Annotated in this window: 21 protein-coding genes; 7 read left to right on the top strand and 14 right to left on the bottom strand. The window is 70.6% G+C overall.

The window, feature by feature from the left end; translation table 11 throughout:
* Nucleotides 1-93: 93 nt before the first annotated feature.
* The 3 genes from P3L51_RS00825 to P3L51_RS00815 form a co-directional block, all read right to left on the bottom strand.
* On the bottom strand, nt 94-1,488 hold the full coding sequence (locus P3L51_RS00825) for an LCP family protein (protein ID WP_435594348.1): 1,395 nt from the start codon (nt 1,486-1,488) through the stop codon (nt 94-96).
* 157 nt (nt 1,489-1,645) lie between these two features.
* A complete protein-coding gene (locus P3L51_RS00820; RefSeq protein WP_354603023.1) occupies nt 1,646-2,575 on the bottom strand; it encodes a M56 family metallopeptidase in 930 nt (309 codons plus the stop codon).
* Nucleotides 2,576-2,578: 3 nt separating this feature from the next.
* Complete coding sequence (locus tag P3L51_RS00815; protein ID WP_354603022.1) at nt 2,579-3,013, bottom strand: BlaI/MecI/CopY family transcriptional regulator; 435 nt, start codon at nt 3,011-3,013, stop codon at nt 2,579-2,581.
* A 201-nt stretch (nt 3,014-3,214) separates the two neighbouring features.
* Here P3L51_RS00815 and P3L51_RS00810 point away from each other — a divergent pair, with 201 nt between their 5' ends.
* The 5 genes from P3L51_RS00810 to P3L51_RS00790 all read left to right on the top strand — a co-directional run bounded on the left by P3L51_RS00810 (nt 3,215) and on the right by P3L51_RS00790 (nt 6,895).
* Complete coding sequence (locus P3L51_RS00810; protein ID WP_354603021.1) at nt 3,215-3,790, top strand: TerD family protein; 576 nt, start codon at nt 3,215-3,217, stop codon at nt 3,788-3,790.
* A gap of 71 nt (nt 3,791-3,861) precedes the next feature.
* Entirely contained in the window at nt 3,862-4,443 is a 582-nt protein-coding gene (locus P3L51_RS00805) for a TerD family protein (RefSeq protein ID WP_354603020.1), read from the top strand.
* Between the two features lie 47 nt (nt 4,444-4,490).
* Nucleotides 4,491-4,946 carry a tellurite resistance TerB family protein gene (locus P3L51_RS00800; RefSeq protein ID WP_354603019.1) on the top strand — a complete coding sequence of 152 codons (456 nt, stop codon included), beginning with the start codon at nt 4,491-4,493 and terminating at the stop codon, nt 4,944-4,946.
* A gap of 68 nt (nt 4,947-5,014) precedes the next feature.
* A complete protein-coding gene (locus P3L51_RS00795) occupies nt 5,015-5,758 on the top strand; it encodes a hypothetical protein (RefSeq protein WP_354603018.1) in 744 nt (247 codons plus the stop codon).
* Between the two features lie 180 nt (nt 5,759-5,938).
* The gene (locus tag P3L51_RS00790; RefSeq protein WP_354603017.1) at nt 5,939-6,895 is read left to right on the top strand and encodes a lysylphosphatidylglycerol synthase transmembrane domain-containing protein; all 957 of its coding nucleotides are present in this window, start codon (nt 5,939-5,941) and stop codon (nt 6,893-6,895) included.
* Here the strand turns inward: P3L51_RS00790 and P3L51_RS00785 are convergent.
* From P3L51_RS00785 to P3L51_RS00770, 4 genes are all read right to left on the bottom strand, one after another.
* A complete protein-coding gene (locus tag P3L51_RS00785; protein WP_354603016.1) occupies nt 6,825-8,102 on the bottom strand; it encodes a glycosyltransferase 87 family protein in 1,278 nt (425 codons plus the stop codon). The genes P3L51_RS00790 and P3L51_RS00785 overlap by 71 nt on opposite strands.
* A gap of 41 nt (nt 8,103-8,143) precedes the next feature.
* On the bottom strand, nt 8,144-9,577 hold the full coding sequence (gene mptB, locus P3L51_RS00780; protein ID WP_354603015.1) for a polyprenol phosphomannose-dependent alpha 1,6 mannosyltransferase MptB: 1,434 nt from the start codon (nt 9,575-9,577) through the stop codon (nt 8,144-8,146).
* Nucleotides 9,578-9,811: 234 nt separating this feature from the next.
* On the bottom strand, nt 9,812-11,119 hold the full coding sequence (locus tag P3L51_RS00775; protein ID WP_354603014.1) for a peptidase: 1,308 nt from the start codon (nt 11,117-11,119) through the stop codon (nt 9,812-9,814).
* A gap of 313 nt (nt 11,120-11,432) precedes the next feature.
* Entirely contained in the window at nt 11,433-12,215 is a 783-nt protein-coding gene (locus P3L51_RS00770; protein WP_354603013.1) for a polysaccharide deacetylase family protein, read from the bottom strand.
* A gap of 310 nt (nt 12,216-12,525) precedes the next feature.
* Here P3L51_RS00770 and P3L51_RS00765 point away from each other — a divergent pair, with 310 nt between their 5' ends.
* Entirely contained in the window at nt 12,526-13,665 is a 1,140-nt protein-coding gene (locus tag P3L51_RS00765; RefSeq protein WP_354603012.1) for a GDSL-type esterase/lipase family protein, read from the top strand.
* A gap of 188 nt (nt 13,666-13,853) precedes the next feature.
* Here the strand turns inward: P3L51_RS00765 and P3L51_RS00760 are convergent, their stop codons facing one another.
* On the bottom strand, nt 13,854-14,774 hold the full coding sequence (locus P3L51_RS00760; RefSeq protein WP_354603011.1) for an oxidoreductase: 921 nt from the start codon (nt 14,772-14,774) through the stop codon (nt 13,854-13,856).
* Between the two features lie 160 nt (nt 14,775-14,934).
* Here P3L51_RS00760 and P3L51_RS00755 point away from each other — a divergent pair, with 160 nt between their 5' ends.
* Complete coding sequence (locus P3L51_RS00755) at nt 14,935-15,861, top strand: helix-turn-helix transcriptional regulator (RefSeq protein ID WP_354603010.1); 927 nt, start codon at nt 14,935-14,937, stop codon at nt 15,859-15,861.
* Nucleotides 15,862-15,952: 91 nt separating this feature from the next.
* Here P3L51_RS00755 and P3L51_RS00750 read toward each other — a convergent pair whose 3' ends face one another.
* From P3L51_RS00750 to P3L51_RS00720, 6 genes are all read right to left on the bottom strand, one after another.
* On the bottom strand, nt 15,953-16,552 hold the full coding sequence (locus P3L51_RS00750; protein WP_354603009.1) for a hypothetical protein: 600 nt from the start codon (nt 16,550-16,552) through the stop codon (nt 15,953-15,955).
* A gap of 447 nt (nt 16,553-16,999) precedes the next feature.
* Nucleotides 17,000-17,686, bottom strand: coding sequence for a TetR/AcrR family transcriptional regulator (locus P3L51_RS00745; RefSeq protein ID WP_354603008.1), 687 nt, complete (start codon nt 17,684-17,686; stop codon nt 17,000-17,002).
* Nucleotides 17,687-17,779: 93 nt separating this feature from the next.
* Nucleotides 17,780-18,214, bottom strand: a complete 435-nt coding sequence (locus tag P3L51_RS00740) for a hypothetical protein (RefSeq protein ID WP_354603007.1) — start codon at nt 18,212-18,214, stop codon at nt 17,780-17,782.
* Nucleotides 18,215-18,734: 520 nt separating this feature from the next.
* Nucleotides 18,735-19,817: a hypothetical protein gene (locus tag P3L51_RS00730; protein ID WP_354603006.1), complete on the bottom strand. Its 1,083-nt coding sequence runs from the start codon at nt 19,815-19,817 to the stop codon at nt 18,735-18,737.
* A 115-nt stretch (nt 19,818-19,932) separates the two neighbouring features.
* A complete protein-coding gene (locus P3L51_RS00725) occupies nt 19,933-20,622 on the bottom strand; it encodes a M24 family metallopeptidase (RefSeq protein ID WP_354603005.1) in 690 nt (229 codons plus the stop codon).
* Between the two features lie 231 nt (nt 20,623-20,853).
* A partial coding sequence (locus P3L51_RS00720; protein ID WP_354603004.1) for an ADP-ribosyltransferase occupies nt 20,854-22,461 on the bottom strand: 1,608 nt, incomplete at its 5' end.

Here is a 22,461-nt window from a genome sequence, read left to right as displayed (position 1 = left end):
CACAGCCGGGTACAGGAGCACGGTCGGGTACAGGAGCGCCGTCGCGTACAGGAGCACAGCCGGGCGCACGAGCACAGTCGTGTTCGGTCGTGTTCAGCGAACACCCTCGAAGTCGCCGCCGACGGTCAGGGTCACTTCGCCGGGCGTGGCCCCGGTGTCCTTGGACGCCGTCGTCCCGGGCAGCCGGCTGACGAGCGCCCGTGCCTGCCGCTCCAGTCCGCCGGGGAATCCGACCGCCGTGTCGTCGGCCTCCTGGGGCGCGTTGCCGGTCCCCACGACGGTGAAACCGGCCGAGCGCAGGAGTTCCGCGGCCTTGGCCGCCTCGCCCGCCCTGCCCGTCGCGTTGAGTACGCGGACCCGGACCGCCGCCGCGTAGAGCGGGTTCTCGCTGCCTGCCTCGACCGACTTCTTGTCCACCTCCCGGTCCTTCGCCAGAGCCGAGAACAGGTCGGCGGCCTGCGGGTACTGCCAGACCACATTCGCCCTGTCGGTGGGCACGTCGGCCTCGCGCGGGTAGTTGGGCACGGTCAGGAAGGTCAGCCGGTCGCCCGGGATCCCCTTGAGTTCGGAGGCGAGCGCGGTGAGGGGCTTGATGCCGGCCAGCGCCTTGTCCGTGGTGAGCGACTCGGTGGCCGAGTCGAGGAAGCCGTACAGGGCCGTCGGACTGGTCAGCTTCGCCTGCGCCTTGGCCGCGAGCGCCTCCATGAACTCCTGCTGACGGCCTATGCGGCCGATGTCGGATCCGTCTCCCACGCTGTAGCGGGTCCTGACGTAGCCGAGCGCCTTCTCGCCCTTGACCGTCTGGCAGCCCGCGTCCAGGTCGAGATGTGCCTTCGTGTCGTGGATCGCCGTCTCGGGGCACACCTCTATGCCGTCCAGGGCGTTCACCATGCCCTTGAACCCCTGGAAGTCGACCGACATGAAGTGGTCGATACGCAAGCCGGTGTTCTCCTCGACGGTCTTGATGGTGCAGGCCGCCGCTCCGGCGACCTCGCCACCGGTGCCGCCGACCGCGAACGCCTCGTTGATCTTGAAGTGGTGCGCCGTCGACGTGGTGCCGTCCCCCCGGTCGCAGGCGGGTATCCGTACCCAGGAATCGCGGGGCAGGGACACCACGGTCGCCCACTTCCGGTCGGCCGCCACGTGCATGACCATCAGGGTGTCCGACTGCATGGTGGTCAGGCCCTTGCCGTACTTCCCGTTGTCGCCGTCGCGGGAGTCCGAGCCGACCACGAGGATGTTCTTCGACCCGGGGCTGGCGTTGGCGGGCCGCCCACCGCCGAGCTTGCCGTCGATGTCCGCGGAGTGGATGTTCCCGTCCAGGCTCTGATACGCCCAGAGGCCCGCACCGCCGGCGGCCACCAGCAGAACGGCCAGCACGGCGCCGCCGCGTACGAGGAGCCTGCCGCGCCGGGTCAGCCGCGTGGGCGGCTCCGAGCCGTCGCGGCGCGCGCCGCGCGCCCGTGGCTTCCTGCGTTCCCCACTCATGCCGATCCTTCCGCGTCCGGCCCCCGGTCCGCCCGCCCGTCCGCCGGGCCGAACCGCACCACGCGGAACTCTACATAGCTGTAGAGGAAGGCTCGTCGTCGCCCTTGTGCCGTCGTTCCCCCGACCCGCTCCTGAGCGGGGTCGCCAAGACCACGGCCTAGAGCGGAGTCGCCGCTTTCAGTACGAGGAAGAGGGCGATCGCGGCGTTGAGCGCGGACAGCGCGGACAGCGCCGTACCCGCCGCGGCGACGTACGCCGCGACTCCGGCCGGGGTCAGCGCCGGCGGCCAGCGCCGGTCCGGCGGTACGGGGCCCAGCAGCGCGGCCACCCTGCGCGGGACGGGTCCGGCGGCGAACGCCGGCAGGGGCGGCGCGGAAGCGTGCCGGGAGACGAGCGCCGCCTTGCCCACGGCGCGGGCGGTCGTCCGCCGGTCGCCCGTGACACGGGCGGCCTCCTCGTCCGCCCAGCGTTCGGTGCTGTAGGTGACGGCGGACATCAGCGGGCGCAGCAGCGGATTCGCGCAGCCCGCCAGCCGGACCGCGAGCAGCAGGCGGTGATGACGGCCCGCGAGATGCGCGCGCTCGTGCGCGAACAGGGCCTCGCGCTCCGCCGGATCGAGGCACGCCAGCATGCCGGTGGACACCACGATCCGGCCCGAAGCACCGGACAGCGCGTAGGCGTACGGGGACGCGTCACGCAGGACAGCGACCTCGGACCGGTCCGACGAGGAGTCGAGGGTGCGGTGGGCGAGCGCGTGGAACCGGCGCTGACGCCCCACGACGCACGCGCACGCCGTCGCCACCACCAGCAGGGCGACGATGGCCGCCTTGCCGAAGAACTGGTCGTGCGGCACGGCCTCCCGCACCTCCGGGTCCGACCAGCCGTCGGGCAGCGGATTGCCGGGCAGCTGCGCGGTGCCCACGACCACCAGCAGCCCCAGGCACAGGGTGCTGCACGACGCGAGGATCACCGCGACGGTCGTCAGCAGGCGGGCGGCACGCCGGGGGTGCAGATGCCGCTCGGCCAGGCGCGCGATGGGCAGCGCGGTCAGCGGAAGCACCAGAGGCAGGAAGACGAAGACGCCCATGGGTCATTCGTCCGGTTCGGCCGTCGGCGCGGCGGGTGATCCGGGTCCGGCGTCGTTCAGCAGGGACCGCAGAAGGTCCTCGTCGTCGGAGGAGAGCGCCGATACGAAGCTGGAGAGGACCGCGTCGCGGTTGTCCTGCCGGTCGAGCAGCCGGCGCATGCTCAGCGCCGTGAGATCGGCCTCGTCCACCGCGACCGACTGCCACAGGACGGGCCGCCCGGGGCCGGTGCGCGTCACCGCCCGCTTCTCGTGCAGACGCGTCAGGATCGTGATGACCGTGCTGTACGAAAGGTCCTCCCCGAGCCGTCGCTGAACCCAGCCGACAGGCACCGGCGTGGTGGCATCCCCCAGCGCCGACAGCACCAGCGCTTCGAGTTCACCCTGCCCCCGCCTGCGGGCGCGCGGCGCCTGCCCGTGATCGTCCCGCTCTCCGGCCACGACGTGATCCCCTTCCCGATTCCAGCTGTCCCGCGGACCTCGGGGCATGGCGCCGACGGGTCCGGAAGACGGTCCACTCTCGCCGATCGCGGCGAATCCCGCACCATTCCATCTCTACAGTGTTGTAGATTTCAGGGAGCGGCACTGAGCCTTCCGGACGGTCGCCGTCCGGGACACGACGAGTGGAGAGCGGGAATCGCGATGGGTGTGAGCCTCGGCAAGGGCGGAAATGTATCGCTGAGCAAGGAGGCCCCCGGCCTGACCGCGGTCCTTGTCGGCCTCGGGTGGGACGTCCGGACCACCACCGGGGCCGACCACGACCTGGACGCGAGCGCGCTGCTCTGCGACCAGGCGGGCAAGGTGCTCTCCGACGAGAATTTCGTCTTCTACAACAACCTCCGGAGCCCGGACGGCTCCGTCGAGCACACCGGCGACAACCTCACCGGCGAGGGCGAGGGCGACGACGAGACCGTGAAGGTCGACCTCGCCGCCGTGCCCGCCCGCGTCGCGAAGATCGTCTTCCCCGTGTCGATCCACGACGCCGACACCCGCGGCCAGAGCTTCGGCCAGGTGCGCAACGCGTACATCCGTGTCGTCAACCAGGCCGGCGGCGCCGAGATAGCGCGCTACGACCTCAGCGAGGACGCGTCCACCGAGACAGCGATGGTCTTCGGCGAGCTGTACCGGCACGGCGCCGAGTGGAAGTTCCGCGCGGTCGGGCAGGGTTACGCCTCCGGCCTGAGCGGCATCGTCAGGGACTTCGGCGTCAACCTCTGAATGCCGCCGCCGGCCTCCGCACCCGTACGTCATCGACCGCCCACCGCCCCCAGCCAAGAGCGGAATGAATCATGACCGTCAATCTTTCCAAAGGCCAGCAGATCAGCCTCACCAAGTCCGGCGGCGGTGACCTCACCGTCGTACGGATGGGACTCGGCTGGAAATCCGCGCCCCGCAAAGGCTTCTTCGCCCGCATGACCGCCCGCGAGATCGACCTGGACGCCTCGGCCGTCCTCTTCGCCGGGAAGGACGCCCAGGACGTCGTCTACTTCCAGCACCTGACCAGCGACGACGGATCGGTGCGGCACACCGGCGACAACCGGGTGGGCGGCGCGGGCCAGGGCGGGGACGACGAGTCGATCGTCGTCGACCTGCAACGCGTCCCCGTACACGTCGACCAGATCGTCTTCACCGTCAACTCGTTCACCGGCCAGACCTTCGAAGAGGTCGACAACGCCTTCTGCCGCCTGGTCGACGAGACCACCGGGCAGGAACTGGCGCGCTACACCCTGACCGGAGGCGGACGCCACACCGCGCAGATCATGGCCAAGGTGCAGCGCTCCGGCACCGGTTGGCAGATGACGGCCATCGGCGCCCCCGCCGACGGCCGCACCTTCCAGGACCTGATGCCCGCCGTCGCCTCGCACCTCTGACCGACTGCTCTCGTCTTCCCCGCCCACCGAAAAACAGGAGCGCACACATGGCACTGTGGGACCGCATCAAAGAGTCCGCGTCGACGATGCAGACACAGCTCAACGCGAAGAAGAACGACCTCAAGAGCGGTGGATTCCGCGACGCGAGCATGGCCATGTGCGCCCTCGTCGCCGCGGCCGACGGCTCCATCGACCCCTCCGAGCGCCAGCGCGTCGCCTCGCTCATCATGGGCAACGACGTACTTCAGAACTTCCCCGCCGCCGATCTGCAACGCCGCTTCGACGACTACTGCCAGCAGCTGACCGCCGACTTCGACTTCGGGAAGGTCAGCGTTCTCCAGACCATCGGCAAGGTCGCCAAGAAGCCCACCGAGGCCCGCGCCGTCATCCAGATCGGCATCGTCATCGGCGGCGCCGACGGGAACTTCGACAAGTCGGAACGCGCCGTGGTCCGCGAAGCCTGCTTCGCGGTCGGCATCTCGCCGGACGAATTCGACCTCTGAGTACTCCCGGGCCAGGGCCGGGCCCGGCCCTGGCGACATACCGGAGACAACCACGAGTCGGGGGCGGGATGGACGGGTACAGGTCGCTGCGGCTGCGGGACGAGGACAGAGCCGCCTACACGGCGGCGCTGGACGATGTCATCGGGTCGACGGAGATACAGCGGCGGCTGGGACAATCCGGCGTCGAGCCGGGCCAGTTGCGGGTACGGGGACTGGCGGCGGGTCCGCGCGTGGCATCGGCCGTCGAACCCGCCTACCGGTCCTACGTCGCGCTGCGGCAGCGGTCCCTCGGCGAGACCCCTCTCCTGCCGTCCTTGTCCGGCCCGGGGCACCAGCAGGTCAGTGGCGCGGGCCTGCTGCCGGTCCTGGCGGTCCTCACCCCCGTCCTCGCCGTCAGCGCCGCCACCGTGTTCCTTCTGCTGGGTTACGGTCTGCGCCTCACCGGCAGCGCACCCGCCATGGCCGGCACCCTGGTCGACTCGGGGTGGATCAGCCTCGGCGTGGGCGCGCTGGCCGCCGTGGTCGGTGTGCTCGGCCTGTACCGCACAGCCTCTCGGCACCGAGTCCTGGGCGACCGGCGCGATCGCAGTGCTACGGCGGAGGCCGAGGCGGCCCGGGTGGCGTGGCTGCGACAACTGCGCGCCGCCATACGGGCGCTGCTGCTCCAGCACCTCGACGAGACCGCACCGCCCGTGGCGGGCGGCGACGGGTCCGCGATCCATCGCCCCCGCTTCACCAGCCCGCGCTACACCGGACCCGACTTCGGGAGTCCGGGGGCGCCCGGACCCGATCTCCCCACCCTGCGGGGCTGAGGACGTACGACCGTTCCGTACGCGACCGGACAGGGCGCCGCTCCGTGGAGCGCCCGGACACATGGCTCGAACCGTTCCGCCGGTCGACGGGCGGACGACACCGCAAGGTCGCGTGGAGCGGGGATCTCTTCCGGGAACCCCCGCCCGCGCCTTGGCGCGTCATGGAAGAACGGCTGCGCCATGTCGATGACCCTGCCCTCCGCACTGCGACGACTGCCGCTGCGGCAGTTGGTCTGTCTCGTTCCGCTCCTCCTCGTGGGCGCCTGGGTGGCCGGGAACTGGCCGGTGGTCCTCGCGGGCGTCGGCGAGTTGCGCGGCGCGGACCGGAACTGGCTGCTGGCGGCGGTCGTCCTGACCGGGGCGTGCTGGATCCCGGTCTGCCTGCTGCGCCAGGGCACCGTCATGGAACGGCTGCCCGCCGGGCGGCTGCTGGCCTCCCAGGTCGCGGCCGGAGCGGCGAACCATCTGCTGCCCGCCGGGCTCGGCGCGCACATGGTGACGCTGCGGTTCCTCAAGGTCTGCGGGATACCCACCACGCGGGCGTGCGCCGCGCTCGCCCTCTACTCGCTGGCCCAGCCGATCGGCCGGTACGCCCTGCTGCTCACGCTCATGGCCGCCTGCCCGTGGGCCATTCCGCAGGCCGGGGCGCTGTCGGCGGAGCACGGGGTGACGGCGCTGCTCCTCCTGGTCGGCGCGCTCACCCTGGCGGCGCTGGTGCTGTGGTCGGTACGGCCGCTGCGCGGCTTCGTCGGGGACTTCCTGCGGACCGCGCTGACCGACGCGCGCGCCCTGCACACCAGGCCCGCCCGGGTGATCGCGCTGTGGACCGGGGCACTCGCCTTCCCCGCCCTCCAGGCCGCCGTCATGGTCTCGGTGGCTCGCGCGCTGCACATGCCGGTGCCCACCGTCGGCATCGTGATCGCCTACCTGGCCGCCGGGATCGTCGCCGGGATCGTGCCGACGCCGGGCGGGATCGGCTCCGTCGAGGCCGCGCTGCTCATCGCGCTCGTCGGCGCCGGCTCCCCGGTCTCCGTGGCGACCGGCGCGGTCCTCGGATTCCGTCTCGTCACGGTGTGGCTGCCGCTGCTGCCCGGGGCTCTGGTGCTGGTCGTACTGGTCCGCCGGAAAGTGCTCTGAGCGCCGGGTGCGGCGGCCGGACGGGGAGCGTCAGGAGCAGCGCGAGCGCCGTCCAGACGAACGCGTTGCCGCCGATGAAGCCCGCGACGCCGCTCGCGTCGTACCGCCACAGCCATACGACGTAGCTGCACTGGATCACGTACACCGCGACCGCCGCGATCAACGGGCGCCCGCGGCGCGGCGGTTCGAGGGCCCGGTCGGCGAGGACCGCCAGCGCCGGGAGCAGCCAGACGAGGTGGTGCACCCAGGTGACCGGGCTGACGAGGCACGCGGCGGCGCCGGTCAGCGCGATGCCGCCGCGCACGTCGCCCACCGTTCTCGCCTTGTCGACCCGGTACGCCCAGGCGCCGACGACGGCGACGACGCCGCAGGCCCACCACAGCCGATCGGGTTCGGCCGGTGCGGAGAGCCGGGCGAGGACGCCCTGCAAGGACTGGTTGGAGACATAACTCAGGTCGCCGATACGGCTCGTGTCCCAGAGGGCCGACGTCCAGTACGCGTGCGAGGCACCCGGTGCGAGCCACCCGGCGAGCAGGGTCGCGCCCACGGCGACGGCGACGGCCGTCCCGGCGGCACGCCACCGGCGCGTGACGACGAGGTAGCCGATGAAGATCGCGGGGGTGAGTTTGACCGCCGCGGCGAGTCCGATGCCGATGCCCGCCCACCGGCTGCCGGTGGACAGCAGACGGGCGTCGGTGAGGACGAGGGCCAGCAGGAGGAGATTGACCTGGCCGAAGCTGATGCTGTCGTAGACCGGTTCCAGCAGCGCGAGCATGCACAGGATCAGGGTGTACGAGGTCCACCGGTCCAGGCCGTGACGGCGGATCACCGGTTCGGCGAGCCGGCGCAGGATCAGGGCCAGGGCGCCGAGGTTCGCCACGATGCCCACGGTGAGCGCGACGGGCCAGGCGAGCAGCGACAGCGGCAGCACACACAGGGCGGCGAAGGGCGGGTAGGTGAATCCGTACACCTGGCCGGGGACCCGGTAGTCGTAGAGCCCGGCGCCGCGCAGCCCGCCCCCGGCGTCGGTCCAGTGACGCACCGCGTCGTAGTAGACCCACAGGTCGAACCAGTCGCGGTGGTACGGCACGGTCGCGACGAAAGCCGTCACGCCCGCGCACAGCACGCCCAGGAGCAGATACCGGCGGCGCCGCGACGCGGGCCACCACCCCTTCGTGCCCCGCCTCGTCGCGTCCCGCGGCCTCATGCCGGGCCCCTTCGTGCCACGCCCCCTCATGCCCCGGCCCTTCATGCGGCCCTCCCCGCTTCCCGCGCGGTCAGCGTCTCTTCGTCGCCCGACATCTCGCGCGCCCACCAGAGCGCGACCGCCGCGAACACCGCGCCGCACATCGCGAGCGCCAACTGGAGGCCGTCCGCGGCCAGTCCGCTGGGCAGTTGGGCCAGCGCGAGCACTCCGCTGGCGATGGCCACCACCCGGCGCGCCGGTCCCGGCGGGGCCGCCGCCGCCAGCGGGAACAGGCCCCACAGCACGTACCAGGGGCGGATCGCCGGGCCCAGGACGGCGACCGCGATCAGGCTGAGGCCCAGCGCGTAGACGGGGCTGTGCCGGGGACGGCGCAGCCACACCCACAGCACGGCGACGGCCGTCGCGGCCAGGCCGACCGCGCGCCAGGCGTCCAGTGCGAACGGCGCCAGGTCGCTGCCCGCGCTGTGCAGCGCCGACGCGGTCATGCGGCCGAGGAGGGAGGTGAGGGCCCAATTGTGGCGGGAGACCGGGGTGTTGAGGGCGCCGATCCAGCCGTAGCCGGTGCCGGTCACCGCGGTCACCACGGCGGTCGTCAGGAGGGCGGTACCGGTGACCGCGCACGCCGCTCTGAGCCATCGGTACCGGCCCGTGAGCCCGCCGGCCCAGAAGGCGGCGACGGCCAGCAGGCCCAGCGCGGCAGGTGCCTTGACCAGAGCGGCGAGCGTCATCAACACCGCGCCCAGCACGGGGAAGCGGCCCTTCGCGGCCACCAGCGCCATGCCGAGCAGACCCAGCATCACGGCGTCGTTGTGCGCGCCGGCCACCAGATGCAGCAGAATCAGTGGATTGAGCGCCCCGAGCCACAGCGCGGCACCCGGGGCGGTTCCGCCCCGGCGGGCGAGCAGCACCAGCGACAGCACCATCAGGCCCACGCCGAGCAGCGCGACCAGCCGCATGCCGAGCACCCCGGCCGAGAGCTCCGCCCGTGAGGCGCGCGCGATCAGCGAGGCCAACGACAGGAACAGCGGACCGTACGGGGTCGGCGTGTCCTGCCAGATGGGCGCTACCTGCGCGGCGAGCGGACCGCCGAGCTGGTCGGGACCATGGGTGTACACGTCGATCTGGGCGTCCACCATCGCGCCCTGCGCCAGATAGCTGTACACGTCGCGGCTGAACAGCGGTGGGGCGATCACCAGCGGCGCGGCCCACACCATGAGCGTGACGACCATGGCGCGCGTACCGGGCGGTCGCGGGCCGCGCACGGCGCGGCCCAGCCAGGCCCAGGCCGCGACGAGCAGCACGAGCCCGAAGTAGGCGCCGAAGAGTCCCACCGCCGCCGCTTCCGACGACGGTGCGAGGGCCTCACCGACCGGCAGGGCACCGGCACTCGTACCGCCGACGGCCACGGCCGCGGAACCGGTGAGCCCCAGCAGCCGGCATTTGCGTATATGCGATTCGTCGCCCGGGGTCTGCACCCAGGGAGCGTGCCTGCCGACGGTGGCGGGAAGGGAACGTGCGTCGCGGTGCTGGTGGTGGCGGACGTGAACATTCCGATGGCCACCGGCCATCCGGCCGCGTGCACCGCGCCGTATCCGAGCCCGACCGCGTGCCCGGTCGGTGCCGGTCAGTGCCGGTCAGTGCCGCGGTGACAGCCGCACCGCACCAGTACGGCGCGGTGCGGTGCGGGTGCGGGTGCGGGTGCGGGTGTGTCAGGAGGTGGAGTCGGTCCGGCGGCGGCGGACGGTGAAGACCGCGGCGGCGCCGAGCGCCAGCGCCGCGCCGGCCGCCGCGGCGAACTGCGGGAGCGGTGAGGAGGAGCCGGTGCTGGCCAGGGAGCCGGTGGCGGAGTTCGCCGTGGTGCTGGACGTGCCGCCCTGCGGCTCGGTGTCCGGGGTCTGCGGGGTGGTCTTGTCCGGCTTGGGATCGTCGACGTCGTCGGGGACGTTCGTGTCGGCGGCGAGGAGTTCGAAGGCGTACTCGGTGGGGAAGTTCCCGCCGCAGGACTCGTCGTCGTTGACGTAGTCACTGGAGGCGAAGGCGAGGCCGTCCCCCGCCGGGGCCTTGGCGTCCACCTTCAGGCGCAGCTTCACGTCGGCGTGGGCGCCGGCCTTCAGCGGGCTGATGGAGCCGGCGGTGCCGTCCTCTCCCACGTTCTTCCAGACCGGGGACGCGGTGGTCGACCACTGCAGGTGGAAGGCGTCGTCGATGTCGTTGAGACCGCTCTTGTCCGTCGCGTGGAAGTAGACGAACGGGGAGACCTCGTCCAGCGTCTTCTTCGTGCCGTTGCCCACGCGGATCGAGAAGTCGGTCGTCGAGCCCGCGGCGATCTTGGACGGCAGGCCGTGGACGACGGTGCTGAGCTCCCTCTCGTAGTCGCACTCCGGTTCGTTGGGCTCCTCCGACTCCTCCTCCTTGGCGTCGGCGAGCGCCTTGTCGGCGGCCTCCTTCACCTCAAGGGCCTCTTTCAGGGCGCTCTGGGCCTTGGAGTACTCCCGGGCGGCGGCGACGCGCGCGTCGTCGGCGACCCGGCCGGCCGTCGCGGCCTTCTCGTCGGCCGTCGCCTTGGCGTCCCCGGCGGACACGGCGGCGGTCCCGGCGTCGGTGACGGCCTTCTCCGCAGCCGCCTTCTCCTCGTCGGTCGCGGTCTCGGGCAGCGCGGCGAGCGCGGCCTCGGCGTCGCTCAGCGCCTTGTCGGCGTTCTCCTTGACGGTGGCGGCGGCTGCCGCCTCCTTCCTGGCGGTCGCCGCGGCGGCGTTCAGGGGCGCGTCGTCGGAGAGAGCCGCTTCGAGGACGATCCGTGCGGCCTGCTGCGCGGCGAGGGCGTTCTCGTACGCCTTCTGCGCCTTCTTCGCGGCCTTCTCAAGCTCCTCGATGGAAGGTTTGCCCCGCTCGTCCTGCCGCGCCTGCGACGCGGCGGACGGCTTGGCGTCGGCGAGCGCGGGGGTGACGGAGAGGAGGACGACGGGGGTGGTCACGGCGGCGGCGACGGCGGTGGCCAGAATGCGGCGAATCTTCAACGGAGTCCTTCGCGGGTCCGAAAACAGGTCTGAGAACAGGCTCGAAAAACGAGCCTCGAAAAGCGGGTTCACGTGTTGAGGCGACCACTGCGGCAGCACCACGCAGGGCTTGTTGGTGATCGTATGACCGAAAACACCGTTGTCGGAAGCGTGTTAAGCGGGGAACGAGAGCCGCACGCCGTTCACATGGGCGGGGCAATTGCCTCGTAAGGGGATAGTTGCTTTCCGCACACGGTCCACTTTTGTGATCCATGTCATTTCATGGAAGGCGTCGGTGGCGGTGCGGTGCGGTGGCGGTGCGGGTACGCGTCACTCACCGCACGGGGAAACCGAAGGAGTACCCCTGCTCCCTCAGCCAGGGCAGCACCTCACCCAGAGCGGCGACGGTCTGGGAGCGTTCCCCTCCCGCGTCGTGGAAGAGGACGGTCGGACCGTCGGAGATCTCGCTCTTGACGGTGGCGACCATGGTGTCCACGCCGGGACGCTCGAAGTCCTTGGAGTCGACGTTCCAGCCCAGCGGCCGCATCCCCCGGGACGCGGCGAGCTGCCGGCTGTACGGGGTGAAGGCACCGCCCGGGGCCCGGTAGTACTGCGGCCGGACACCTCCGGACGCCTTGGTGATCATGCGTTCGGCGTCCAGGATCTGCTTGGACTGGTAGGCCTCGGACTTGGTGTCCATGGTGGTGTCGTGCGAGACCGTGTGGTTGCACAGCCGGTGCCCGGCCGCCACTACATCCTTGACCAGGTCCGGGTGGGCCTCGGCCTGCGTGCCCACCATGCAGAACGTGGCCTTCGTGCCGTTGTCCTTCAGCAGTCGCAGCACCTGCGGCGTCCAGAGCGGGTCAGGCCCGTCGTCGATGGTGATGTTGACGCCCTGGGGACCGCGGTCCGAGGCGTGCGCGATGTCCGCCGCCACCTTGGCCACTTTCCCGTCCTGCTCCCCGGCGCCCGGCACGGAGACGGGTGCTTGCGGCCGCTGCCCTCCGCCGGGGTTGGCCTGCGCACTCCACATCGAGGTGGCCGCGGCCACCGCGGTCACGCCGAGCGCGGCAGCGAGCAGCCGGCCGTGCCATCCCCGTCCCTTGTGCCGTGCCATGTCGCCCGCCCTTTTGTTGTCTCCGCCGATGCCGTGCGCCCATCAAGACATACGAACGCCGGTACCGGTCACCTCTGTTACCGATCGCGGACGAACCCGCAGGGGGGCGGCGACAAACGCGGAAGATCCGCGACAGGCGAGGGGGTGGACCGGCGGCAGGGGCCCGGTGTGCGGCGATCCGCGGGGCGGGCCTGATACGAATCTGACGCCACGTCCGGCTCGGGTGAACCGAGCTCGCGGCACTGACGTCGGTGATCAGGTGACCAGAGGACGGCACAAGCTGAAGCGAGGCGTACCCATGAGCAGGCCGATGCGTGAAATCCCCCTCGCCGGCGGCCCGGTCGAGTTCCGCGGCACGCTGGAACTGGAGACCACCGCGACGGCGGTGTTGCCGCTGCGGCTACCGGCGTGGACCAGGGCGCAGTACCCGGACGTGTTCATGCGGGCTGTGTCCGAGATGCCGACGGGCGTCCGGCTGGTGTTCCGCACCGATGCGAGCGCGCTGGAACTCGAGGTCCTCACCACGGTGCTGCACTTCGACGGCGCTCCGGATCCGATGGATCCGGGGTCGGTGGATCTGGTGGTGGACGGGGAGTTGGCCGGCCGTGCGGAGGTGCCCGTCGGGAACGTGCTGGGCTTGGCCGGTCCGAGCGGTGAACCGCGGCTGGAGCCCGGTGCCCCGGGGACGGTGCGGTTCGCGGACCTTTCGACCGGGGTCAAGGAGGTCGAACTGTGGCTGCCGCAGCAGACCCGTACCGAACTGATCGCCCTGCGCGCCGACGCCGAGGTCCTGCCGCCCACGCCGAGCGACCGGCGCCGTTGGGTGCACCACGGCAGTTCCATCAGCCACTGCATCGAGGCGGACGCCCCCACGGGCACCTGGCCGGCCGTGGCCGCCGCGATCGCCGGGGTGGACCTGGTCAATCTCAGCCAGGCCGGGAACGCGATGCTGGACCCGTATGTCGCGCGCACCATCCGGGACTCCCCGGCGGATCTGATCAGCCTCAAGGTGGGCGCCAACATCGTCATTGGCGCCTCGTTCCGTCGGCGCACGTTCGCCCCGGCCGTGCACGGCTTCCTCGACATGATCCGCGACGGTCACCCCGACACCCCGTTGCTGCTGATCTCGCCGATCGTCTGCCCGAATGTCGAGGACGCCCCCGGTCCCCGCTTCCTTACGCCTGAGGGGACCACGACGACCGGGGATGCCGCCGAGGTGGCCCGGGGCGCGCTGACGATGAACCATGTACGCGAGATCCTCGCCGACATCGTCCGCGAGCGCGCCGAGCACGACCGGAACGTGCGTTACCTGGACGGGCGCGACCTCTTCGGCCCCGACGACCTCGGCGACCTGCCGGACGGCCTGCACCCGAACGCGGCCGGCTATCGGCGGATGGGCAACCGCTTCGCCGACATCGGCTTCGGTCCGCGGGGCGCCTTCGGCCGGTGACCCCGCGCCTCCGGGCGCTCGGGGCCGTACCCGTAGGAGCCGAACTCGGGGCGGCGATCGGTGTCGGCTCGATACGGCGGTGGCCGAGCTCCGTGGCCTCATGCGCCGTGACCTCGGCGCGGCCGGCTCCGTCACGAGGAACTGACGGAGCCGGGCATCGGACCGGGCCGGGCGGGCGTACGGCGCGGTCACGGGTAGCTGATGCCGGTCAGCTCCTCGGCGGCGGCCCACAGCTTCTTCCCGCACGCGGGGTCGGCCGCCTCCGGGTTGGGCTTCGTCACGGCGACGGGGCCGCGGATCTCCTGGAAGCCGGACGGTCCGTAGAGCCGGCCGCCGCGTACGCCGGGCGCGGTCGCCGCGTGCAGCTGCGCCCGCGCGCCCCCTTGGACCGAAGGGAACGCCCGCTGCGTCGCCCGGTCGACGGCCCGCGAGAACGCCCCGTGTTCCTCGAACGCCCGCGGGCTGAGGTTGGTGCGGCAGATCCCGGGATGGGCGACGACGCTGACGACGGGCGAGCCGGCCCGTTCCAGGCGGCGGTGGAGTTCGAAGCCGTACACGGTGCAGGCCAGCTTGGAACGGGCGTACGCGCGCCGGGGTTTGAAGTCGTTCCGCGACATCAGGTCGTCGAAGTCCAGTCGGGCGCCCCGGTGGGCGGTCGAGCTGAGGCTGACCACGCGCGGGCCGTCCGCGCGGCTGAGGGTGCCGAGCAGCAGGCCGGTGAGCGCGAAGTGGCCCAGCATGTTGACACCGAAGTGGGCCTCGAACCCGTCGTCGGTGGTGCGGGGCGGGCCGAGATGGAGGACACCGGCGTTGTTGACCAGGAGGTCGATCGCCGGGAAGTCGTCGTTCATGCTCTTCGCGAAGGCGCGTACGGAGTGGAGTGAGGCCAGGTCGAGTTGGCGTGCTTCGATCTCGGCGCCCGGTACGGCCTGCCGGATACCGGCGACCGCCCGCTCTCCGGCGACGGTGTCGCGTACGGCCATCACGACCCCTGCCCCGCCGCGGGCGAGTTCGGTCGCGGTGACCAGGCCGAGCCCGGAGTTCGCGCCGGTCACGACGGCTACCCGACCGCGCTGGTCGGGGATGTCACGTTCAGTCCATTCGGGCATGGCCGAGTCTCCCGGGGAGTGGTGTGCACACGGCTGAGGAGGGGTGTGCAGGGCTGCTCGGCGACAACGGTAGGAGTGGACCGGCGACGCGCGGTCGCACTTCTTTCCCTAGGAGTGCCAGACCTACCTTCGGCCCGCGCCGTACCCGCACACTGTCCGTATGCCTGCCGACCACCCGTTCGCCCGTGAACTCGGTGACTTCCTCCGCGCCCGGCGCGGCCGGCTGCGCCCGCAGGACGTCGGGCTGGAGCCGGGCCCCCGGCGCAAGGTCACCGGGCTCAGGCGCGAGGAGATCGCGCTGCTGGCCGGGCTGAGCACCGACTACTACCAGCGCATGGAGCAGGGCCGCGACGTACACCCCTCCGACAACGTCCTCGACGACCTCGCCACCGCGCTGACCCTCGACGACGACGAACGCCGGCACCTCTTCGCGCTCGCCCGGGCGGCACGCCGGCCGCAGCGCGTCCGCAAGCGCCGCGCCCCTGAACGCGTACCGGCCGGCACCCGGCACCTGCTGGCCGCCATGAACACCCCCGCGGTGGTGCTCGGCCGACACCTCGACCTGCTCGCGTGGAACACGCTCGCCGAGGAGTTGTTCGGCGACCCGAACCAACAGCCGCCGGAGCACCGCAACATGCTCACCTCGCTGTTCCACGACCCCGAGACCCGGATGCGCTGCCCCGACTGGGAGGCCACCGCGCTCCAGTACATCGGCATGCTGCGCGCCGCCGTCGCCACCGACCCGACGCACCCGCGGGCCACCACGCTCATCGGCGAACTCAGCATCCGCAGCGCGGACTTCCGGCGGCTCTGGGCCCGGCACGAGGTGCGCGAGACGGTGCACGGGACGAAACTATTCCGGCATCCCCAGGTCGGCGAGATCACGGTCGAGTGGGGCAGCTACCCGCTGCCCGGCAGCCCCGGCCCGGTCATGTTCGTCTACACCGCCGAGCCCGGCACCCCCGACGCCGAGCGGCTGCGGCTGCTGGCGTCCCTGCGTGCCGCCCGTACCCGGCGCGGCGAGCGGGACAGTGACCGCGGCACGCAGAACGCCCGGCCGGGAGTCCCCGGCCGGGCGTCTGGCTGAGCATCTGGCCGAGCCGCTGACAACAGCCGCTCCACCAGCGGATCGACCGGCGGACCGACCGGCGGATCGCTACGCCGCAATCAGCTTCGGATCAGATCGTCGGCGTTTCATCGACGATCTCCTTGTGCGGTTCGACAATGAACTTCCAGCCGTCGCTGGGCTCCAGGAACCGCACACGAGTCGGGTAGATGTCCAAGGCGCGGCGGTCGCGATTCTGACCAGTCGTGTTCTTCCGCCCCCGGGCCGGCTCCTCGAACAGGTCGACCTTGACGTCCGGCACCGCGGCGACTTCCTCGCTCCAGCGCTGAACGATCCCCGCGCCGAACGCGTCACGTGCGGCGGAGTAGAGCGAGTCCAGAGACTCCATGTTCCCGTTGGGTACGAAGAGGGCGAGGTTCAGGAGGACGCCGGCACTCTGGAGAACCTCGATTTCCTCCCCCGCCTTGTCGGCGACCCAGATCCCGCGCTCTTCGGCATTGTCCGGGAGAACGTGGATTTCCTCACCGAAGACCGTCTTCGCGGTGAAGGACCCTCCTTCGAAATTCTTACCCGGCTCCGTAAGGAAAGCCGAGGCGTAGCAGTCGAGAGGAAGGCCATCCATCTCCGCCGAGACGAAGATGCCGTCCTGGAGCCCCAGCTCTGAAACCTCACCGGCCGTAAGACGTCGAGCCGTAACCTTCTCGGTATTCACGCCATTCCCCTTTTGTTGCGACGTACTGCGAATTCACTGAACTCTACCACGAGAACGACCCGCCAGTTCCCGTCGCGCATTCCCTCGCTGTGACGATAGTACCTGGTCAGACGGGTCTCCGAATAAATTCATCCGGTAGCACAGCAGACGAATCCACTCGTATCGCCAAGAGAAGACGGCACCCCTGGAGAAAGGCCGTGAGCCCGGAGATGACCTACCAGATTCGACGTCGCTTTCGGCAACGAAGTCGACCCTCGACCGGAATGCGGGCGGACTTATCCGAATGACAACAGACCCGCACACCTGGGCGATCACTTCTGCCGGGGCGAAAGCCGATCCCACTGATTCCCTCGACCAATTCCGACAGACCGGTCCCGGCGTTCCAACACGACACCATTTCCGCCGGCCCGGTCGGTCCGATCGACCCGGTCGCCTCGGTCGCCTCGGTCAGAGGCCGACCGTGTCCGCCAGGCCGTCGGTGTGGGCGCGGAGGAAGGCTTCGGGGTCGGTCAGCGTGTCCGCCGCGTAGTGGCCGAAGGTGTCGAACAGGATGGCGCCGATGACCGCGCTCCACAACCCGTAGACCCGGGCGACGTTGCCCACCGGCATGTCGAAGCCGAACGCTCCCCGCAGTCGCTCCATGTCGGCGCGGACCGTCGGATTACGCGGTGCCTCGACCGTTCTCAGCTTGCCCGCTCGCCAAGCGTCCTCGACCAGTCCGGCGAGCGCGAGGGCAAGTCGCGTGCCGGGCCCCACGGTCTGGTTGCCGGGAGCGGTGTAGCCGGGGACGGGTGTGCCGTAGAGCATGGCGAATCGGGACGGTTCGCGGACGGCCCAGGCGCGCGCCGCGAGTACTGCCGCCTCCAGCCGCTCGCGGTGCGACAGGTGCGACGCCGCGGCGAGCGCCACGTCGACGTCGTCGGCGAGTTCGTCGTACGCGTCGACGATCAGCAGGGTGATGAGCGCTTCGCGGTCCCGGACGTAACGGTAGAGCGCTGACGGTACGACTCCGATGTCGCGGGCCACGGCCCGCAGGGACAGGTCGGCCGGAAGTACCGTCGCCAGGTGCTCCCGCCCCACGCGCACGATGTCACGCATCATCTGCTCGCGTGCTACTTGCCGTGAAGTGACCATGCATCCACCTTATAAGTCAACGGTGTTCTCTCCTGGACCGGCAGTGCGCGCAGGCCGGCCGGGTGTCCCGGCCGGCCTGCTGGGCGCGCCAACTCAGATCGCCTTCAGTGGGGCGTTCCCGAGCTGGACGACCCGCCACGATTCCCACCCGCGGCAGACGATGTAGGCGAAGATCGTGAACGCCGCGACCGAGGAGTCGGTGATCGAGGACTGCATGCCCTCGGTGGTGTCCAGGATGGTGAAGGCGAGCACCGCTGCCGCGACCTTGTGGAGGATCACCAGCTCCCAGATCGCCGGGACATGACGCGGCCGGTACGCGAGCATCGCCCACATCGCGCTGAACACGAAGTATCCGAAGGTTCGCCATCCCTCCACCATCAAACGGTCGTCGCTCGCCGCCGCCATCAGGAAGAAGCCGTTGATGAACACCGCGAAGGTGACTGCCGAGTTGAGGGCCATCAGGCCGCGGCCGATGAGGTCCCAACGCCGGGACGGGGTGCTGTGGGCAGAGGTGGTCGCTGTGGCCATGACGGGCGTCCTTTGGGTGAGGAGGTGGCTTCCGAGAACACTGTTCTCCGTTGAGGAAGAGCATGCCCCACCCTCCGACCAGAGTCAAGAACAGTGTTCTCGTTTGCTGTGGCCGGAGCGGATTCACCGGGGTCCGCCGGGGCCCGGGGCGAAGTCGATCAGGAGCTCGGGGACGTTCTCGCTGGTCGCGAGCCACGCGCCGTACGCCTCTGACGCGGGTCACGACCTCGGCCGGTTCGCCCTCCAGGGGCATCGCGCGCGGCCATCGCGGCAGCGGCCGGCGACTCTCCCGCGTCGGATACGGGCGGAGGTACACCGCCAGGTCGGCGGTGACCCGTGAGGGAACCCGCCTCCCGCGCCGGCCCGACTCCTGACGGCTCCTGACCGGACGCCCCGCCAGGCCCCTCTTCAAGCAGCACGAATGTCCCGGGCCCGCCGGTGAGCGGACCGGACGTCGGCGCGTATCCGACCGCCACAACCACCAACCCGGCGGAGCTACACGGTCACAGCGCTGGGGAGTTCACGATCGCGTGGCGATTCCGCACTCCGTCTCGCCCGGCTCCCCCAGGCGCGCGTCCATCGATGTCTCGCGCTCGTACGGGTCCACCTCGGGGCCCTTCCCCGAACCCTTGACCGCGCGTTCGGCGGTGAACTCGGGGAGGAAGTAGCCCGTGGAGTCGCCGCAACCGCCGTTGGCGGCGTCCACCTTGTAGGAGAGGAGGGAGAACGTTCCCGCCTCGGTGATCACCTTCTCCGGGTCGTCCCAGCTCATCACCGTCTCGCGGCGCGCGATGGTGCGCGCGACTTCGTCGCTGCCCTTCGCGGCGCGGACGAGCGGATAGACGTAAGTGACGTCGGCGGTCACCTCGACCGCGCCGCGCTTGCCCTCGCGGAACGTGATCTCTCCCCGCGTCTTGACCACGTCACCCACCAGCCGCACCTTCGTCTGCGCGAAGCGGCTGAACAGCAGCAGCGGGTCGTTCTCGCGATCGTTCTCCTGGTGGGGCTCGCGGAACGCGGCCGTCACGTAGTCCTGGACATCGCGCTGATGTGGATTCATCAGCGCGATGGCCTTCTCCGGTCGCCCCCCGCGCAGCACGTCGGGATCCAGACTGGACGCGGCGAGGAAGTCCCGGGTCTCGTCGAGCGCCCGCGCGACCTGTTCCCTGGTCATCCAGCCGGTCGCCCGCGCCGCGGGCACGCCGATCCCGGCCGTCCCGTCGAACCACTCCGCCGCCGGCGATCCCCTGAACGGCTGTTCCCGAGTGGGCAGTTGGGGTACGGATTCCACGGCGGGCGACGCGTTTCCGCGGCCTCCGTCGCCGTCCCCGAACCATCCGACGACCCGCCCCGGATCCAGCGCCACGCCCAACAGGCCGACCGCGAGCAGCAGTCCGACGACATGCCACCCCTTGTTCCGTCTGCGCGGGGGTGGTTGGTGGGTCCGCCATCCCTCGGGGGGTCCGGTCTCCTCGCGCAGGCGCCGTCCGACCATCCGGGCCCGCGCCGACGGCTCCTCGGGCGCGCCCCGGCCACCGGCCTCGGCATCCCGCAGGAAGCGCTCCCACTCCTCGTCCGGTATGGACGCATCGTCCTTGGCCATGACGTTCCCCCTTGTCGCGCGACTGGTTCCTCCCCAGGACCGTTCGCGATCGGAACATCATCACATGGCTCGGACGGGTCTCGGACGGGGGCTCGGGCGGGTCTCGGCCGGGGTCTCAGCCGAGGTCGAGGAGTTCCTCGTAGAAGCCGCCGAAGCCGCGTTCGGGGTCGACGAGGTGGATCTCCAGGATCCAGTGGCAGGTGCGTCCGGCGCGGTCGGGGCGGCGCAGCGGGGTGTCGTTGCCGAGCGCGATGTACGACTCGATGTCGGCGCCGTCGATCTTCTCGTGCGGGAACTCGCCCACCGGATGCCCGGCGTGCCAACCGCCCAACTCCCAGCCCCGCTCGGCGGCCAGCCGGCCGACCTCGGCGTGCAGGCGGGCACCGGTGATGTCCGGGTCCGCGTCGAAGGCGCGGCGCCCGGCGGCGAACACCTCGGGCAGGTCGTCGCGCAGCCGGTGCTTCACGGGGTCGTCACCGAGCACGAAGGTGCGCCCGAAGTCGGCCTCCCACTCCTCGAAGATCGGGCCGAAGTCGGCGAACGCGATGTCGTCCTGGCCGATGACCCGGTCCGGTGGGTTCTCCCGGTACGGGTGGAGGGTGTTCGGCCCGGAACGGACGATGCGCTTGTGCCAGTGGCGGGTCGGACCGAACAGCTCATTGGCGAGATCGCGGATGCGGTCACTGACCGCCTGCTCCCCCACCCCCGGCGCGACCAGGCCCCGCGACTCGATCTCGGCGAAGAGGTCGGCGGCCTTGGCCTGGGCGTCCAACAGGCGTTCGGCGCGGGTGGTCTCGTCGTTCATCTGTCCCTCTTCGTCATGTGTCGCAAGGGCTGCCGACGTCAGCCTAGACGAGAGAGGGGGTTGGCATTGGCGAGGCCAACAATCCACTTCAGCGTTGGTCGCACCAACATTCTGGCAGCAGTGGATGGTCACACGAACGACGGCCGCGAGGATGTCGCGGCCGTCGTTACGGCGCCGGGCGCCCGCCTGTGCGGTGACCGGCCGGTCACCGCACAGGGCCGTACGTGTCGCTCAGCCGACCTGCTTCACCTCGATGACCTTGTACTCCTTGCCACCGATGATCTTCGTCCGCTCTCCGACCTTCTCGAACTTGCCGTCGCGCGGGATCAGGACCTCCGACTCCTTGCCCCGGTAACGGGACAGTGGGTCGATGTTGCGGCCGTTGTCCGTGGTGATTTCCAGCAGGACGTTCTCGCCACCGGGCCGGTTCTTGTTCGCCGAGGCTTCAACGGCACGATCGGCCTTTGCCGGGTCGCTGGAGGTGCTGAGGTACTCGGGCATCTCGATCACCTCACCGTTGGCGAACCGCTCGACCAGTTCGTCCGGCATGAACGTCCCCCGGTAGAACGTCCCCTCGACCGGCGGCAGATGGTCCAGAGCACGGTCCATGCGCTCGATGAACTCATCCATCTTGTTCCCGCGGAGACCGGGGATCGTGTTACCACGCAGGTGACTGTTCGCGTCATCGGCCCAGGAACCGGTGTAGTCGGCGATGATGAGCGCGTCCTCGGCGGTGAAGTCCTTGGTCAGCTCGTACTTCTTGGCGATCCTCTCGACCTCGTCCGCCCACTTCTTGCTCGCGTCCTTACCCGGCTTGTAGTCCGGGATTTCGTCCAGGACGTTCATCGGGGTCTTCAGGGGGCAACCACTCAGGTGCGGCGGCTTGGGCTTGGGCTCCGGCTTGGGCTTCGAGTCGGGCTTCGGCTCCGGGGGCTGCTTCGGCTCGTCGGTGAGTCCGAGAGCGTTGCTGACCCTGTTCTCCACGTCCTGGTACGTATCGACGCCGGCGATGGCGGCTCCGGATACGGCCGCCATGATGCTCATCCCGGAGGGAGCTCCGGAGCCGGCCGCGTAGACGACCCCACCACCGGCCGAGGCGAGCGTGTAGCGTCCGCTGCCGGCCGCGCCGGTGGTCACACTGCCGTAGAAGGCGACGTTCGTGTTGTTCTGGCAGTCGTCCTTGTCCTTGTCTTTGTCCTCGTCGTCCTTGTCGTCGTCCTTGTCGTCGTCCTTGTCGTCGTCCTTGTCCTTGTCCTTGTCCTTGTCGTCATCCTTCGGCTTCTCCACCTCCGTGCAGGACTGCATGATGCCCCAGGGAGCCATGACCGGATTGCAGACGGTCTCGGTCTCTTCTTCGTCTTTGTCGTCATCCTCGTCGTCATCGTCTTCGTCCTTGTTGTCCTCCGAGCCGCCGCTGGAAGAACCGCCGCTGGCCGAACTGCCGCCGGAGGAGCCGCCGGAGGAGGAACCGCCGCCGGACGAACCGCCGGACGAACCGCCGCCGATGAGTCCGCCGATGAGTCCGCCACTGGTGAACCCGCCGATGAGTCCGCCGATGACCATTCCACCGTTGGAGCCGCCGCTGCTGGATCCCCCACCGCTGGAGCTGCCGCCGGAGTCGCTACCGCCGTCCGAGCCGCCTGAGTCGGAGCCGCCACTGTCGGAGCCGCCGTCCGAGCCGCCCGAGTCGCTTCCGCCGTCCGAGCCACCGGAGTCGCTACCGCCGTCCGAGCCACCGGAGTCCGAGCCGCCGTCCGAGCCGCCCGAGTCGGATCCACCGTCCGAGCCGCCCGAGTCGGATCCACCGTCCGAGCCACCGGAGTCGGATCCACCGTCCGA

Origin of the sequence: Streptomyces panacea (assembly GCF_040560175.1) — a bacterium.
Classification (GTDB): Bacteria; Actinomycetota; Actinomycetes; order Streptomycetales; family Streptomycetaceae; genus Streptomyces; species Streptomyces panacea.
Note: the sequence above shows the minus strand (reverse complement) of the source record. Positions and strands in the feature narration are given on the sequence as shown.

Coding starts and splice junctions, on each gene's coding strand:
- P3L51_RS00825 (WP_435594348.1), bottom strand. CDS start 1,488: ATGAGTGGGGAACGCAGGAAGCCACGGGCGCGCGGCGCGCGCCGCGAC.
- P3L51_RS00820 (WP_354603023.1), bottom strand. CDS start 2,575: ATGGGCGTCTTCGTCTTCCTGCCTCTGGTGCTTCCGCTGACCGCGCTG.
- P3L51_RS00810 (WP_354603021.1), top strand. CDS start 3,215: ATGGGTGTGAGCCTCGGCAAGGGCGGAAATGTATCGCTGAGCAAGGAG.
- P3L51_RS00805 (WP_354603020.1), top strand. CDS start 3,862: ATGACCGTCAATCTTTCCAAAGGCCAGCAGATCAGCCTCACCAAGTCC.
- P3L51_RS00800 (WP_354603019.1), top strand. CDS start 4,491: ATGGCACTGTGGGACCGCATCAAAGAGTCCGCGTCGACGATGCAGACA.
- P3L51_RS00795 (WP_354603018.1), top strand. CDS start 5,015: ATGGACGGGTACAGGTCGCTGCGGCTGCGGGACGAGGACAGAGCCGCC.
- P3L51_RS00790 (WP_354603017.1), top strand. CDS start 5,939: ATGTCGATGACCCTGCCCTCCGCACTGCGACGACTGCCGCTGCGGCAG.
- P3L51_RS00785 (WP_354603016.1), bottom strand. CDS start 8,102: ATGAGGCCGCGGGACGCGACGAGGCGGGGCACGAAGGGGTGGTGGCCC.
- P3L51_RS00770 (WP_354603013.1), bottom strand. CDS start 12,215: ATGGCACGGCACAAGGGACGGGGATGGCACGGCCGGCTGCTCGCTGCC.
- P3L51_RS00765 (WP_354603012.1), top strand. CDS start 12,526: ATGCGTGAAATCCCCCTCGCCGGCGGCCCGGTCGAGTTCCGCGGCACG.
- P3L51_RS00760 (WP_354603011.1), bottom strand. CDS start 14,774: ATGCCCGAATGGACTGAACGTGACATCCCCGACCAGCGCGGTCGGGTA.
- P3L51_RS00755 (WP_354603010.1), top strand. CDS start 14,935: ATGCCTGCCGACCACCCGTTCGCCCGTGAACTCGGTGACTTCCTCCGC.
- P3L51_RS00745 (WP_354603008.1), bottom strand. CDS start 17,686: ATGGTCACTTCACGGCAAGTAGCACGCGAGCAGATGATGCGTGACATC.
- P3L51_RS00740 (WP_354603007.1), bottom strand. CDS start 18,214: ATGGCCACAGCGACCACCTCTGCCCACAGCACCCCGTCCCGGCGTTGG.
- P3L51_RS00730 (WP_354603006.1), bottom strand. CDS start 19,817: ATGGCCAAGGACGATGCGTCCATACCGGACGAGGAGTGGGAGCGCTTC.
- P3L51_RS00725 (WP_354603005.1), bottom strand. CDS start 20,622: ATGAACGACGAGACCACCCGCGCCGAACGCCTGTTGGACGCCCAGGCC.